Origin of the sequence: Microbacterium sp. che218, assembly GCF_040436305.1 — a bacterium.
Taxonomy (GTDB): Bacteria; Actinomycetota; Actinomycetes; order Actinomycetales; family Microbacteriaceae; genus Microbacterium; species Microbacterium algihabitans.
This window is the reverse complement of the sequence record NZ_AP031501.1, coordinates 1,446,235-1,460,666: the sequence shown is the minus strand read 5'-3', so window position 1 is coordinate 1,460,666 and position 14,432 is coordinate 1,446,235. Positions and strand designations below refer to the sequence as shown.

Sequence of the window (14,432 nt, the reverse complement as noted above, 5' to 3'; positions counted from 1 at the left end):
GTATCTCCGCGGACTCGCCGAGTCCGCGGCATCCGGAACCATCGTCAAGGAGATCGCATGACCGATCCGTACTTCAACGCCCCTCTCTCGAAGGTCGACCCCGAGATCGCCGAGGTCCTCGAGCGCGAGCTGAACCGTCAGCGCGGATTCCTCGAGATGATCGCGTCGGAGAACTTCGTTCCCGTCTCGGTGCTGCAGTCGCAGGGCTCGGTGCTGACGAACAAGTACGCCGAGGGCTACCCCGGTCGTCGCTACTACGGCGGCTGCGAAGAGGTCGACGTCGCCGAGTCGCTCGCCATCGAGCGCGCGAAGCAGCTGTTCGGCGCCGGGTTCGCCAACGTCCAGCCCCACTCGGGCGCCTCGGCCAACGCCGCGGTGCTGCACGCGATCGCCCGCCCCGGCGACACGCTGCTCGGCCTCGCCCTCGACCAGGGCGGTCACCTCACCCACGGCATGAAGATCAACTTCTCGGGCCGTCTCTACGACATCGTCGCCTACGGCGTCGACCCCGAGACCAGCATCATCGACATGGACGAGGTGCGCCGCCTCGCCCTCGAGCACAAGCCGAAGGTCATCATCGCCGGCTGGTCGGCCTACCCCCGCCAGCTCGACTTCGAGGCGTTCCGCGCGATCGCCGACGAGGTGGGCGCCCTGCTGTGGGTCGACATGGCGCACTTCGCCGGTCTCGTCGCTGCGGGCGTGCACCCCTCTCCGATCCCGCACGCGCACGTCGTCTCGACCACCGTGCACAAGACGATCGGCGGCCCGCGCTCGGGCCTCATCCTCACCAACGACGCCGACCTGGCCAAGAAGATCAACACCGCGGTCTTCCCCGGTCAGCAGGGCGGCCCGCTCATGCACGTCATCGCGGCGAAGGCCACGGCCTTCAAGCTCGCGATGACGCCGGAGTTCAAGGAACGCCAGGAGCGCACCCTGCGGGGCGCGTCGATCCTCGCCGACCGCCTCACGCAGGACGACGTGAAGAACGCCGGCATCGCCGTGCGCTCGGGCGGCACCGACGTGCACCTCGTGCTCGTCGACCTGCGCGAGGCAGAGATCGACGGCAAGCAGGCCGAAGACCTGCTGCACGACATCCACATCACGGTCAACCGCAACGCGGTGCCGAACGACCCGCGTCCGCCGATGGTGACCTCGGGCCTGCGCATCGGCACTCCGGCGCTCGCGACCCGCGGCTTCGGCGACGCCGAGTTCACCGAGGTGGCCGACATCATCGCTCTCGCGCTGATCCCCGGCGCCGACGTCGAGGCCCTGCGCGCACGCGTCGCGACCCTCGCCGACGCCTTCCCGCTGTACCCCGACCTGCACCAGTGAGCCCCGGCCGGGGCGGGGCTGCTGCGGCGGCCCCGTTCCGGCGGGTGGCCGCTCCTCGCGCGGCGGCGGGTTTCCGGCATCCGGCCCCGCTCTCGCGGGCTGCGCGGCGCCGAAACCCACGCATAAAAGCGGTTCGCTCGCATAAACGCGGGGAGAGCGCGTTCATGTGAGCAGAAAGCGTTTATGCGTGGGGATTCCCCGCGCGACCCCGATCGACACCCCGCACGACCCCATCGACACCAGGAAGAGGGATGCCATGACGGCGACGATTCTCGACGGTAAGGCCGCGTCGGCGGCGATCAAGGCGGAGCTCACCGAGCGCGTCGCGGCCCTGCGCGCGAAGGGGATCGTCCCCGGCATCGCGACGGTGCTCGTGGGCGCCGACCCCGCCTCGCAGCTGTACGTCGGCATGAAGCACAAGCAGTCCGAGGCGATCGGCATGAACTCGATCCAGGTCGAGCTTCCGGCCGAGGCCACGCAGCAGGAGGTCGAGGCCGTCATCGACCGCCTCAACGCCGACCCGGAATGCCACGGCTACATCGTGCAGCTGCCGCTGCCGAAGCACATCGACACCGATGCGATCCTCGAGCGGATCGATCCGGCGAAGGATGCCGACGGCCTGCACCCCACGAACCTCGGGCGTCTCGTGCTCAACGTCAACGCGCCGATCCACACGCCGCTGCCGTGCACCCCGCGCGGCGTCATCGAGTTGCTGCTGCGCAACGACTACGACCTGAAGGGCAAGGAGGTCGTCGTCGTCGGCCGCGGCGTCACGATCGGCCGCTCGATCGGTCTGCTGCTGACCCGTCGCGAGATCAACGCCACCGTGACCCTCACCCACACCGGCACGGCCGATCTGGCGAAGCACCTGCGCGAGGCCGACGTCATCGTCGCCGCCGCGGGAGTGAAGCACATCGTACGGGCCGCCGACGTCAAGCCGGGCGCCGCGGTGCTCGATGTGGGCGTCACGCGCGAGACCGACCCCGAGACAGGGAAGTCGCGCGTGTACGGCGACGTGCACCCCGACGTGGCCGAGGTCGCGGGCTTCGTCTCGCCGAACCCCGGCGGGGTCGGACCGATGACCGTGGCCCTGCTGATGACGAACGTCGTCGAGGCGGCCGAGCGGGCGGCATCCGCCTGAGGGTGAACCGCGCGCAAGCGCGGGCTGAACAGCCTTCGCGGCGCGCGCAAGGTGTTCCCCACAGGGAGTCGGACGTGGGATCGTTGATGCATGACTGAGTCCGTGCTGAACGACCTCCTCCGCCGCGTCACCGAGAGCGGCCTGCTCGACGACGCCCAGATCGACGAAGACAGCGTCATCGGGTCGGGACACCTGGATGCCGCCGGCGTCGAGGTGGAGGTCGACCTCGACCCCGAGATCGACGAAGAAGACGCCCCCGACCTCGACGCCATCATGAGCAACCTCAAGGACGTGCTCTCGGTCGGCGAAGAGCGCTGGCGCGCGATCGTCGAAGAGGTCGCGAGCGACATCGAAGACGCCCTCGACGATGACGAGCTCGATGCCGACGTCGACCTGCGCACCGACCTCGAGGCGATCGGCGTGGGCGTCTTCGCCGACGCGATCATCGTGGTCTTCGCCGGTCAGACCTCGTTCCCCGACGCCCTCGTGCACGTGCAGCTCACGCCCGAGCTCGAGGTCGAAGACATCGAGATCGTCGGCGACGACGACGAAGACGACGAAGACGAGGACTGACCCTCGACACCACGAAGGGCCGGACGAGTGATCGTCCGGCCCTTCGTCGTTCTCGGGGTGCGGTCGGCGTTCAGACGATCGCGGCGCGCAGCTCGGCGGCCGCGGCGCCCACATCGGGAGCGCTGTAGATGGCGCTGCCGGCGACGGCGACCTGGGCGCCGGCCTTCTGCACGTCGGCGATGCTCGACGCGTTGACGCCCCCGGCGACCGAGAACGGCACGCCCGAGGCCTCTCCGTCGCGCAGCAGCGTGGCGAAGGTGAAGCCCTCTTCGGCCTGCTCGTCGAGGCCGGCATGCATCTCGACGAACTCGGCGCCGAGGGCGATGACCTCCTTGGCGCGGGCCGGCTTGTCGGCGACCCCGATGAGGTCGACGACGACGCCCTTGCCGTGCTTCTTGGCGGCGGTGACGGCTCCGACGATCGTGCTGTCTCCGGCGCTGCCGAGCACCGTCACGAGGTCGGCTCCGGCGCCGAAGGCGATGTCGGCCTCGAGCTCGCCGGCATCCATCGTCTTCAGATCGGCGAAGACGATCTTGTCGGGGTGGGCCTTCTTGATGGCGGTGATGGCCGAGAGGCCCTCGCTCTTGATGAGCGGGGTGCCGAGCTCGAGGATGTCGACGTGCGGCGCCGCGGCGGCGGCGAGGTCGAGGGCGGCCTCGGTGGTGAGGGTGTCCATGGCGAACTGCAGCTTCATTCGGGGGTCCTGACTGTCGGGGTGGAGGGTCATTCGAGATTCGCGTGGCGGGGCCACAGGTCGTCGGCCGAGAGGCCCGAGCGCTGCCAGAGCGCGTCGAAGATCGCGTCGCCGACGAGCACGACGGCCTGCTCGAACAGGCCGCCGGCGTATTGGGTGGAGGCCGTGCCCGAGCGATCGAGCTTCGTGGCGGCGGGCACCACGACGAGGGCGTCCGCCGCTCGCCCGAGGGGCGAGTCGGGCGCGGTGGTGATCGCCACGACGCGTGCGCCGACCTCGGTGGCCGTCTCGACGGCGCGGACGATGCCGGTCGTCGTCCCTGAGCCACTGGCGGTGAGGAGCACGTCGCCGGTGCGGATCGCGGGGGCGGTGGTCTCGCCGACGACGTGCACGGCGAGGCCGAGGTGCATGAGGCGCATCGCGGTCATCTGCAGGGCGAGGCCCGAACGGCCGGCGCCGAGGACGAACACGCGGTCGGCCCCGCCCAGCACCTCGAGCACGTCGTCCGCGGCTTCGCCGGTGGCGAGGCTGTCGACGACCGCGGTCAGCTCGCCCGAGATGCGGGTGAGGGATGCCGCGATGCCGGCGTCGGGGGAGGTCATGTCTCCATGCTTCGCCGGGGAGCGGAGCGCGTCGCCGGTCGACCGCACGGGTCGACCTACCCGATCGGGTAGGTTCGGCTCCGTCGGCTAGGTTTGTGCGGGTGAAGCCGTCCGCTGCGTTGTCGTCTCCCGCGTCCCGCGCCCTCGTCATCGAGCACGAACGCATCGTCGCCGAGCAGGCCGACCGCCACGCCGTGACGCTCGAATCGGTGCTGGCGATCCTGCGGTCCACGCGCCTCGACGACCGGGCCGCGCGCGCCCTCGCCGTGGAGACCGCGGCCGCCGCCCTCGTCGTGCTGCGGACCTCCACCGATCAGCAGCGCAGCGCCCTGCTCGAGCCCGTCACCGGGGCTTTCGCCCGGTTGCGCACCGACCTCCGCCCGCTCGTTCGACACGGGGACCTCGACGTGCAGTTCGTCGAGCCGCCGGCGACCGGGCGCGCCCTTCCGGGTGAAGTCGCCCACGAGGCCCGGGCGATCGTCCGCAGCGCCGTGCTCGCCCTGCTCGATCGAGGCACTCCGCACCGCGTGCGCATCCAATGGGACTGCGACGGGCTGAACCTGCTCATCGGCATCCGCGACGACGGGGCGGGCACCCTCACCGCTCACGACGACTCGCTGGGACCGATCGTCGAGCGGGTCAGCGCGCTCAACGGGGCGTTCGATGTCGCCTCGACTCCCGGGTGGGGGTCGGAACTGTCGGTCGTGCTGCCGCTCGATCCGCCCCCGCGCCCCGACTTCCTCGACGAGGCGGTCGACCTCAGCCCCCGCGAGAGCGAGGTGCTCAGCCTGGTCGTCGCGGGCTCACGCAATCGCGCGATCGCCGAACGCCTCGGCATCAGTGAGAACACGGCGAAGTTCCACGTGTCGAACCTGCTGCGCAAAGCCGGCGTCTCCACGCGGGCCGAGCTCGCGGCCCTCGGAACGGCGCGCGCTCAGTAGCTGTCGCGCTGCGCCGTGCGCCCGGTGACGAACCGCGCCGCCAGCGCCTCGGACGCGCGGGCGAGCAGAGCCACGTCGGCACCGACCGCGACGAAATCGGCGCCGGCGTCGAGGTAGGCCTCGGCCACCGTCGGGTCGAACGCGTTCACGCCGACCGGGGTACCGGCATGCTTCGCAGCCGCGAACACGCGGTGCACCGCCGCCACGACGTCGGGGTGCGACTGCTGGCCGAGCAGACCCATCGAGGCCGAGAGGTCGCTGGGGCCGACGAAGACGGCATCCACTCCCGCGACCGCGGCGATGTCGGCGGCGTTGTCGACGCCCGTCGTCGTCTCGATCTGCACCGTGAGGGAGACGTGCTCGGCGGCCTCGGCGAGGTAGCCGTCGACGCGGTTCCAGCGGGCGCTGCGGGCGAGGGCGCTGCCGACACCGCGCACGCCCTGCGGCGGATACCGCGTGGCGGCGACCGCGGCGCGCGCCTCGGCGGCGGTCGAGATCATCGGCACGATGAGGTTCTGCGCGCCCAGGTCGAGCACCCGCTTGATGGTCACGGGGTCGTTCCACGGCACCCGCACGACCGGGGTGACCGGGTAGGCCGCGGCCACCTGCAGCTGGGTCAGGACCGACTCGAGCGAGGTGGCGGAGTGCTCCAGGTCGAGCAGCAGCCAGTCGAGGCCCGAGCCCGCGGCGACCTCGGTGATCGTGGCGTTGCCCGAGCACACCCACATGCCCGCGAGGGGGCGGTCGGATGCCGCGAGGGCCGAGCGGAAGGTCGGGGTCAGACGAAGCGGCACGAGATCGTTCCCATCGGTCCGTAGTCGCACAGCACGTCGTCGCCCTGCGACACCCACATCGGGCGCGTGAACGATCCTGCCAGGATGATCTCGCCCGCCTCCAGGCGCGCGCCGTGCTGATGGAACTTGTTCGCCAGCCACGCCACGCCCGTCGCGGGGTGGCCGAGCACGCCCGCGGCGACGCCGGTCTCTTCGATCTCGCCGTTGCGGCTCAGCACGCCCGGAACCCAGCGCAGGTCGATCTCGTCGGGCCGCTTGTGCACGTCGCCGAGCACCATCGCCCCGTAGGCGGCGTTGTCGCTGATCGTGTCGACGATCGTGCGGCCCTCGAGTTCGATGTGCGAGTTGAGCACCTCGAGGGCGGGCACGGCGTAGTCGATCGCGGCGAGGGCGTCGTCGAGCGTGCAGTCGGGGCCCTCGAGCGGGGTCTTCAGCACGAACGCCAGCTCGACCTCGATGCGCACGTTCGAGAACAGCGCGACCGGGATCTCGTCTCCCGAGCGGTAGACCGTGTCGTCGAACATCACGCCGTAGTCGGGCTCGGTGATGCCGGTCGCCTGCTGCATCGCCTTCGACGTCAGGCCGATCTTGCGCCCGACGAGGGTGCGACCCGCGGCGATCTGCGTATCGCGCCAGCGGCCCTGGATCGCGTAGGAGTCTTCGACCACGGCATCCGGATACCTCGCCGTGATCCGCGGGATCACCGCGTGCGCGCGGTCGGCCTCGGCGAGCTCGGCCGCGATGGCGTCGATCTGTGCGTCGGTGAGCATGGGGTCTCCTTGGTCGGTCTCACGAACCTCGTCCCACTTTTGGTGGAGCGTGTCCCGAGTTCGGCTGGTTGAGAGGGGCTCAGACCGCCATAAGTGGGACATGGGTGCGGGCGCGGGCGCTGGCTGGGCGGGCAGGGCGGCGGCTCAGAGCTGATTGCCCAGCTTGAACTCGCCGGCGCCGACCTCTTCGGGAGCGCGGGTGTAGCTGAAGCCGTCGGCGCCGATGGTCACGGCCATCTCGCTCGAGTCGGTGCGGGCGCGCACGGGCTGGGGCTGGCCGTCGAGGTCGAGCACGAGCGAGCCCTCGGTGTACCACGACGGCACGACGGGGTTGCCCCACCAGTCGCGGCGCTGGTTGTCGTGCACGTCCCACGTGACGACCGGGTTGTCGGGGTCGCCGGTGTAGTAGTCCTGCGTGTAGATCTCGACGCGGTGGCCGTCGGGATCGCGCAGGTACAGGTAGAACGCGTTCGAGACGCCGTGGCGGCCGGGGCCGCGCTCGATGGCATCCGATCGGCGGAGGGCCCCGAGCTTGTCGCAGATCGAGAGGATGTTGTGCTTCTCGTGCGTCGCGAAGCACACGTGGTGCATGCGGGGGCCGTCGCCGCCGGTCATGGCGGTGTCGTGCACGGTGGGCTTGCGGCGCATCCAGGCCGCGTAGACGACGCCCTCTTCGTCTTGGATGTCTTCGGTCACGCGGAAGCCGAGCGACTGCATGAAGTTCACCGCGCGGGGCACGTCGGGCGTGATCTGGTTGAAGTGGTCGAGGCGCACGAGCTCGCCGGGGGAGTACAGGTCGTAGCGCCACGACAGGCGCTCCTGGTGCTCGGTGTCGAAGAAGAACTCGTACGGGAAGCCGAGGGGGTCGACCACGCGCACCGAGTCGCCGATGCCCTTGGTGAACCCGTTCGGCTCGCGGCGCACCTCGCAGCCGAGCTCTTCGTAGAACGCGACGGCCTTGTCGAGGTCTTCTGCGCTGCGCACGCGGTACGAGAAGGCGGCGACGGCCGCGACCGGGCCCTGGCGGAGCACCAGGTTGTGGTGGATGAACTCCTCGGTCGAGCGGAGGTAGATCGCCTCGTCGTTCTCTTCGGTGATGTGCAGGCCCAGGATGTCGACGTAGAAGATACGGGATGCCGCGAGGTCGGTGACCACGAGCTCCATGTACGCGCACCGCAGGATGTCGGGCGCTGGCGAGGTGGGCGTGGGGATGGGGTTGGAGGTCTCGATGGGGGCCTCCTGCGAGACGAAGAATCCCGACGAGGTGCGGGTCATCTGGCTGCGGTCTGTCATGTCGCGTCCTTGCGTGTGAAGAGGGGCGGATGCCGGAAGGGTGGGGTATCGGCTCAGCGACCAGTCGTCGCGGAGGTCCCTGAGCCTGTCGAAGGGACCGGTGGTCGGGCGGTGGCTTCGACAAGCTCAGCCACCTGATGGCGGCTCAGCCACCGGCGGCGGGGCTCAGTGCCCCTGCGCCTTGCCGAAGGTGGGGTTGTGGGCGGGGCCGAGCGTGATGTGCACGGCCTGCTGGTCGGTGTAGAAGTCGATCGAGCGGTAGCCGCCCTCGTGGCCGAGGCCCGAGGCCTTCACGCCACCGAAGGGGGTGCGCAGGTCGCGGACGTTGTTGGAGTTCAGCCACACCATGCCGGCCTCGACGTTCTGCGCGAACAGGTGCGCGCGCGTGAGGTCGTTGGTCCACACGTAGGCGGCGAGGCCGTACTTCGTGTTGTTCGCGAGGGCGAGGGCTTCGTCGTCGGTGTCGAAGGGGGTGATCGCGACGACCGGGCCGAAGATCTCCTCCTGGAAGATGCGCGCGTCGGGGGCGACGTCGGCGAACACGGTGGGGCGCACGAAGTTGCCCTCGTCGAAGCCCGCGGGGCGACCGCCGCCGGCGACCAGGCGCCCCTCGGTCTTGCCGAGCTCGACGTACGACATGACCTTGGTGTAGTGCTCGGGGTGCACGAGGGCGCCGACCTCGGTGTCGGGGTCGTCGGGGAAGCCGACCTTCACGCGGTCGGCCTGGGCGGCGTAGCGCTCGACGAACTCGTCGTAGACCTCGCGCTGCACGAGGATGCGGCTGCCCGCGGTGCAGCGCTCGCCGTTGAGCGAGAACACCCCGAAGATCGTCGCGTCGATCGCGGCGTCGAGGTCGGCATCGGCGAACACGATCGCCGGGCTCTTGCCGCCCAGCTCCATCGACAGGCCCTTCAGGAAGGGCGCCGCGTTGGCGAAGATCAGCTGACCCGTCGAGCTCTCGCCGGTGAACGAGATCAACGGCACATCGGGGTGCTTCACGAGCGCGTCGCCGGCGTCTTCGCCGAGGCCGTTGACGAGGTTGAACACGCCCTCGGGCAGGCCCGCCTCCTCGAAGATGCCGGCCCATAGCGACGCCGACAGGGGCGTGAACTCGGCGGGCTTGAGCACCACGGTGTTGCCGGTGGCAAGAGCGGGGCCGAGCTTCCACGACTCGAGCATGAAGGGGGTGTTCCACGGCGTGATGAGCCCGGCGACGCCGATCGGCTTGCGGTTGACGTAGTTGAGCTGGCGACCGGGCACCTTGAAGGCGTCGTCGGTCTGGGCCACGATCAGGTCGGCGAAGAAGCGGAAGTTCTCGGCCGCGCGCCGCGCCTGACCGAGCGCCTGGGTGATCGGCAGGCCGGAGTCGAACGACTCGAGCTCGGCGAGACGCTCGTCACGCGATTCGACGATGTCGGCGATGCGGTGCAGCACGCGCGAGCGCTCGCGCGGCAGCATCCGGGGCCAGGGTCCCTCGGTGAAGGCCGTGCGCGCAGCGGCGACGGCGAGGTCGATGTCGGCCTTCTTGCCCGCGGCGGCGGTGAGGTAGGTCTGGTTGGTCACCGGGTCGAGAACGTCGAAGGTGTCGCCGTCGACCGAGTCGACGAAGCGGCCCCCGATGTAGTGCTGGATGCGCTCGGGCAGATCGGCCGGGATCCGGCGGGCGGTGGTGAGCGGGGTGGTCATGGGTGCTCCTTCGGTGAAGAGGGGTGGATGCCGGGTGGCAGGCGATCCGCGACGGCGATGTCGTCGGGGCGCGGGGTCATGGCATCCGGAACTGTCGTTCGAGGTCAGAAAGCGGGAAGGCCGAGCACCTGGTCGGGGTGCTCGTGGATCATGTACGCGTCGAGGGTGGCCGAGCGATGGCGGCGCGAGACCTTCTCGATCTCGGCCAGCGGAGCGCCGTTCTCGATGAGCACGAGGATGTTCTCGTGCTCGCGCACCGACTCCGCGGCGCGGCCCGGCACGAAGCTGAACGTCGAATCACGCAGGTGCCCGAGGCGCGCCCACTCGGCCTGCACGAGCTCGAGCATGCGCGGATTGGCGCACTTCTCGAACAGGATCGCGTGGAACTCCTGGTTGAGCGCGGTGAAGGCGCGCGGGTCGAAGTGCTCGAGCGTCTCGACCATGAGCTCGTTGACCTGGCGGGCGCGGCGCACGTCGTCGGGGGTGAGCGCGCGGGCCGACAGCGCGGTGGCGGCTCCCTCGAGCAGGCTGAGGGCCTGCATGCTGAAGCGGTAGGCGGTGTCGTCGACCATCGACACGCGTGCGCCGACGTTGCGCTCGAACATCACCAGGCCCTCGGCCTCGAGCTGGCGGATGGCCTCGCGCACGGGCACGACGCTCATGTCGAGCTCACCGGCGATGGAGCCGAGCACCAGGCGGTAGCCGGGGGTGAACTCCTGCGACGCGATGCGCTGCTTGATCCACTGGTACGCCTGCTGCGACTTGCTCTTGGTGGCCGTCACGTCTTTCACTTCCCGACCTCGCTCTCGTAGCGCGCGCGCCATTCCGCGTTCATCGGGAACAACCCTTCGATCGGGTGACCGGATGCCACCTGCGCGGCGATCCACGCGTCTTCGGCCTCCTGCGCGAGGGCGGCGTCGACCACCTCTTCGGCGATCCCGGGCGGGATGACGATCACGCCGTCGCCGTCGCCCACGAGGACGTCGCCGGGCTCGACGGTCGTGCCGCCGCAGCCCACGGCCACGTCGGTCTCCCACGGCACGTGGCGACGGCCGAGCACGGCCGGGTGCGCCCCGGCGGTGAACACGGGTATGCCGACGGCGGCCACGGCCTCGGCGTCGCGGACCCCGCCGTCGGTGACGATGGCCGCAGCCCCCCGGGCGTGCGCGCGGATCGCGAGGATGTCGCCGAGCGTGCCGGAGCCGGTCTCGCCGCGCGCCTCGATGACGATGACCTCGCCCTCGCCGACCGCGTCAAACGCGCGCTTCTGGGCGTTCTGGCCGCCGCCGTGCGAGGCGAAGAGGTCTTCGCGGTGGGGGACGAAGCGCAGCGTGCGCGCCGTGCCGACGAAGCGGCTGCCCGGGGTGAGCGGGTGCACGCCGTCGATGGTGACGTCGTTGAGGCCGCGCTTGCGCAGCTGTCCGCTGAGCGCGGCGACCGGCACGCGCGAGAGCTTGTCGCGCAGGGCGGGGGAGAGGGCGGGGGCCGGGGGCGCGGCATCCGTCACCAGAACAGGGGATGCGACGGGAACAGGCTGATCCGCCGGTTTTTCTCCTGTTGCGGTGACATCGCCTGTTCTCGTGGCAGCGGCGGCAGCCGCCTCGGCCGAGCCCCACGCCTCGGCGCGCTGGGTGTCGTCGACCGCGGGGAGCGAGCCGATCGCGGCATCGAACGACCGCGCGCCCTGGGTCACGGTCGTGCGGAGCCGGCCGGTCGAGAGGGCGCCGGCATCCACCTGCACCTCCACCACGTCGCCGGGGACGACCACCGACGAGCCGGCGGGGGTGCCGGTGAGGATCACGTCACCGGTCTCGAGGGTGAAGTGCTGCGAGAGGTCGGCGACGATCTGGGCGAGCGAGAAGATGAGGCCCGCGGTGGAGTCGTCCTGCACGAGGTCGCCGTTCACCCAGGTGCGCAGGCGCAGGGCGGCGGGGTCGACCTCGCGGGCGTCGATGAGCGCGGGGCCGAGCGGGGTGTAGCCGTCGCCGCCCTTGGAGCGCACGTTCGAGCCCTTGTCGTTCGCGCGGAGGTCGTACAGACCGAAGTCATTCGCGGCGGTGACGGATGCCACGCGCGACCACGCGGCATCCGGGGTCACCCATCGCGCCGGCTCGCCGATGACGAGCGCGATCTCGCCCTCGAAGGCGAGGAGCTCGGTGCCCGCGGGGCGCACGATCTCGGACCCGGATGCCGCGAGCGAGCTCGACGGCTTGAAGAAGTACGACGGGGCGGCCGGTCGACGACCGCGCTGATCGGCGCGCGAGCCGTACGACAGATGGACGGCCACGATCTTGCCCGGGCGACCGCCGAGGACGGTGAACCGGGGGTCGGTGGTGTCGTTCATGAAGCTCCCTTGCGTCGTATCCGAAATCGTATACGATGACGAACGCCCCAGCAACACCGCGCCTCGTCGCCGACGACGACGTCCCGGGGTCTGACGATGACGTCTCGAAGGAGTCCCCATGTCCCGCTCTCAGCCACAGGGCTTCACGCCCACCGGCACCATCTCCACCCCGAAGGACCGCCGCCGCGTGGTCTTCGCCACCGTTGTCGGCACCACCGTCGAGTGGTACGACTTCTTCCTCTACGCCTCGGCCGCCGGCCTCGTCTTCGGCCAGCTGTTCTTCGCGCCCGCCGGCCCCGGCATCGCGCAGATCCTCGCGTTCCTCACCGTGGGTCTGAGCTTCCTCTTCCGCCCCCTCGGCGCCTTCCTCGCCGGGCACCTGGGCGACAAGTACGGCCGTCGCGTCGTGCTGATGCTGACGCTCATCATGATGGGCGCCTCGACCACCCTCATCGGCGTGCTGCCGACCTACGAGGTCATCGGTGTCGCGGCTCCCGTGCTGCTGATCCTGCTGCGCGTGCTGCAGGGCATCTCGGCCGGTGGCGAGTGGGGCGGCGCGGTGCTCATGGCCGTCGAGCACGCCCCCAAGACCAAGCGCAGCCTGTTCGGCGCCTCGCCGCAGCTGGGCGTGCCCCTCGGTCTGCTGCTCGCGAGCGGCATGCTCGGCCTGATGGCCGTCATCGCGCCGGGAGACGCGTTCTTCGCGTGGGGCTGGCGCGTGCCGTTCCTGCTGTCGTTCGTGCTGATCCTCGTCGGCTACTACGTGCGCAAGAAGGTCGAGGAGAGCCCGGTGTTCGTCGAGCTCGCCGAGCGCAAAGAGCAGACCCGGATGCCGATCGTGCAGCTGTTCCGCAAGCACTCGCTGCTCGTGATCATCGCGGCGTTCGTGTTCGCCGGCAACAACGCCGTGGGCTACATGACCACCGGCGGATACATCCAGCGCTACGCGACCAACCCCGACGGCCCCCTGGGCCTCGCCACCGCCGACGTGCTCGGCGCGGTGACCCTGTCGGCCATCACCTGGCTGATCTTCACGTGGCTCGGCGGATGGCTCGGCGACAAGATCGGCCGCCGCAACACCTACATCATCGGGTGGCTCTCGATGCTCGTGGCGATCGTGGCGCTGTTCCCGCTCGTTAATTCCGGCAGCATCGTGCTGCTGACCATCGGTCTCATGCTGCTCACGGTCGGCCTCGGCCTGACCTACGGCCCGCAGGCCGCGCTGTACGCCGAGCTGTTCCCGGCATCCATCCGCTTCTCGGGGGTGTCGATCGCCTATGCGCTCGGTGCGATCCTCGGCGGCGCGTTCGCCCCGACCATCGCGACGGCCCTGGTCGATGCGACCGGAACGACCGTGTCGGTCACGGTGTACCTCGCGATCATGGCCGTGCTCGGTCTCGTCGCCACGATGCTGCTGCGCGACCGCAGCGGCATCCCCCTCGGCCCCGACCACGAGGCCGAGCAAGAGGTGAGCCCGATCCGCGGGCTGTCGAAGGTCTGAGTCGCTCGACGGACGGCCCTGTCGCGCTCCGGCGCGGTGGGGCCGTTCGGCGTTGCGCGGCGCGCGGCCGGCGCTCACAGCAGGGCTCCCAGCGCCATCAGCGCCGTCGAGCCACCCATCGCGGCGTGGTGCGCGCGGCCGGCGGGCGACCCGCTGCGCATCCGGTGCGCGGATGCCGCGGTGTACGCCAGCGCAAGGGCGGCGCACAGCCCGGCCAGCACCGGCCCGCTGTGGGCGTGCGTCGTGGTGGTGATCGGCAACGGCTCGCCGTGCGTCGACGACGCGATCAGCGCGGCCATGACCACGAGGCCCGCGGGGGTGTAGACGCCGTGCTCGCCGCGCCCCGCACGCCACCGGCGCGCCGCGCTCGAGACCAGCGCGGCGGCGAGAAGGACGATCGCCCAGACGATCGGCGGCACGAGGTGGAGAACGAACGGCTCGAGCATCGCGGCGGTCATCAACGCCGACGCGACGACGCGCTCTCGGCGCTCGTCGGCGGGGCCGGAGCGGGCGCAGCACGAGGCGACTCCCGAGCAGACGAGCGCGGCTCCGTGGGCCGCCAGCTCCAGCGTCATCGTCGGCCCTCGGCGCCCGCGCGCGACGGCCGCGTCGAGGGTCGTCGCCGTCGGATCGAGTGCATGACGCGAGCGTACGAAGGGGGCGGCCGACCGCGACAGAGCCGGGCGTCCATCGTGCGCGCGCAGCACAGTCGCGTGCGCGGGTGAGCGAGGCGGGCTGCGTCGGTCAGCGCGCCCCGGGCC

The 14,432-nt window shown here is 70.7% G+C and carries 14 protein-coding genes; 5 read left to right on the top strand and 9 right to left on the bottom strand.

Features of this window, described 5'->3' with window-relative positions:
* The first annotated feature begins 57 nt into the window (after positions 1 to 57).
* The 3 genes from glyA (at position 58) to ABXS86_RS06785 (ending at position 3,046) form a co-directional block, all read left to right on the top strand.
* On the top strand, positions 58 to 1,332 hold the full coding sequence (glyA, locus tag ABXS86_RS06795; protein ID WP_353666028.1) for a serine hydroxymethyltransferase: 1,275 nt from the start codon (positions 58 to 60) through the stop codon (positions 1,330 to 1,332).
* Between the two features lie 256 nt (positions 1,333 to 1,588).
* Positions 1,589 to 2,473, top strand: a complete 885-nt coding sequence (locus ABXS86_RS06790; RefSeq protein ID WP_307214023.1) for a bifunctional methylenetetrahydrofolate dehydrogenase/methenyltetrahydrofolate cyclohydrolase — start codon at positions 1,589 to 1,591, stop codon at positions 2,471 to 2,473.
* Between the two features lie 90 nt (positions 2,474 to 2,563).
* Complete coding sequence (locus tag ABXS86_RS06785) at positions 2,564 to 3,046, top strand: cytochrome C5 (RefSeq protein ID WP_144829129.1); 483 nt, start codon at positions 2,564 to 2,566, stop codon at positions 3,044 to 3,046.
* 70 nt (positions 3,047 to 3,116) lie between these two features.
* Here ABXS86_RS06785 and hxlA read toward each other — a convergent pair whose 3' ends face one another.
* Positions 3,117 to 3,740: a 3-hexulose-6-phosphate synthase gene (gene hxlA / locus ABXS86_RS06780; RefSeq protein ID WP_307209514.1), complete on the bottom strand. Its 624-nt coding sequence runs from the start codon at positions 3,738 to 3,740 to the stop codon at positions 3,117 to 3,119.
* 29 nt (positions 3,741 to 3,769) lie between these two features.
* The gene (gene hxlB / locus ABXS86_RS06775; RefSeq protein WP_307209517.1) at positions 3,770 to 4,342 is read right to left on the bottom strand and encodes a 6-phospho-3-hexuloisomerase; all 573 of its coding nucleotides are present in this window, start codon (positions 4,340 to 4,342) and stop codon (positions 3,770 to 3,772) included.
* A 101-nt stretch (positions 4,343 to 4,443) separates the two neighbouring features.
* Here hxlB and ABXS86_RS06770 point away from each other — a divergent pair, with 101 nt between their 5' ends.
* Positions 4,444 to 5,283, top strand: coding sequence for a helix-turn-helix transcriptional regulator (locus ABXS86_RS06770; RefSeq protein ID WP_353666027.1), 840 nt, complete (start codon positions 4,444 to 4,446; stop codon positions 5,281 to 5,283).
* Here the strand turns inward: ABXS86_RS06770 and ABXS86_RS06765 are convergent.
* The 6 genes from ABXS86_RS06765 to ABXS86_RS06740 form a co-directional block, all read right to left on the bottom strand.
* Entirely contained in the window at positions 5,277 to 6,077 is an 801-nt protein-coding gene (locus ABXS86_RS06765) for an HpcH/HpaI aldolase family protein (RefSeq protein WP_353666026.1), read from the bottom strand. The two genes, ABXS86_RS06770 and ABXS86_RS06765, sit on opposite strands and share 7 nt — an antisense overlap.
* Positions 6,062 to 6,847, bottom strand: coding sequence for a fumarylacetoacetate hydrolase family protein (locus ABXS86_RS06760; protein ID WP_144829114.1), 786 nt, complete (start codon positions 6,845 to 6,847; stop codon positions 6,062 to 6,064). Before ABXS86_RS06760 ends, ABXS86_RS06765 begins: the two co-directional genes overlap by 16 nt.
* A 144-nt stretch (positions 6,848 to 6,991) precedes the next feature.
* Positions 6,992 to 8,140 (bottom strand): 3,4-dihydroxyphenylacetate 2,3-dioxygenase, encoded by a 1,149-nt coding sequence (gene hpaD, locus ABXS86_RS06755; RefSeq protein ID WP_353666025.1) that lies wholly within the window; start codon positions 8,138 to 8,140, stop codon positions 6,992 to 6,994.
* A 165-nt stretch (positions 8,141 to 8,305) separates the two neighbouring features.
* A complete protein-coding gene (hpaE, locus tag ABXS86_RS06750) occupies positions 8,306 to 9,826 on the bottom strand; it encodes a 5-carboxymethyl-2-hydroxymuconate semialdehyde dehydrogenase (RefSeq protein ID WP_353666024.1) in 1,521 nt (506 codons plus the stop codon).
* Between the two features lie 104 nt (positions 9,827 to 9,930).
* Positions 9,931 to 10,650, bottom strand: coding sequence for a GntR family transcriptional regulator (locus ABXS86_RS06745; protein WP_307209527.1), 720 nt, complete (start codon positions 10,648 to 10,650; stop codon positions 9,931 to 9,933).
* On the bottom strand, positions 10,614 to 12,170 hold the full coding sequence (locus ABXS86_RS06740) for a fumarylacetoacetate hydrolase family protein (protein WP_353666023.1): 1,557 nt from the start codon (positions 12,168 to 12,170) through the stop codon (positions 10,614 to 10,616). Before ABXS86_RS06740 ends, ABXS86_RS06745 begins: the two co-directional genes overlap by 37 nt.
* 118 nt (positions 12,171 to 12,288) lie before the next feature.
* On the opposite strand from ABXS86_RS06740, the gene ABXS86_RS06735 reads away from it, so the two are divergent.
* Positions 12,289 to 13,671 carry an MFS transporter gene (locus ABXS86_RS06735; protein ID WP_307209528.1) on the top strand — a complete coding sequence of 461 codons (1,383 nt, stop codon included), beginning with the start codon at positions 12,289 to 12,291 and terminating at the stop codon, positions 13,669 to 13,671.
* Positions 13,672 to 13,745: 74 nt separating this feature from the next.
* On the opposite strand, the gene ABXS86_RS06730 is transcribed toward ABXS86_RS06735, so the two are convergent.
* Positions 13,746 to 14,246 carry a hypothetical protein gene (locus tag ABXS86_RS06730; protein WP_353666022.1) on the bottom strand — a complete coding sequence of 167 codons (501 nt, stop codon included), beginning with the start codon at positions 14,244 to 14,246 and terminating at the stop codon, positions 13,746 to 13,748.
* Positions 14,247 to 14,432: the final 186 nt, after the last annotated feature.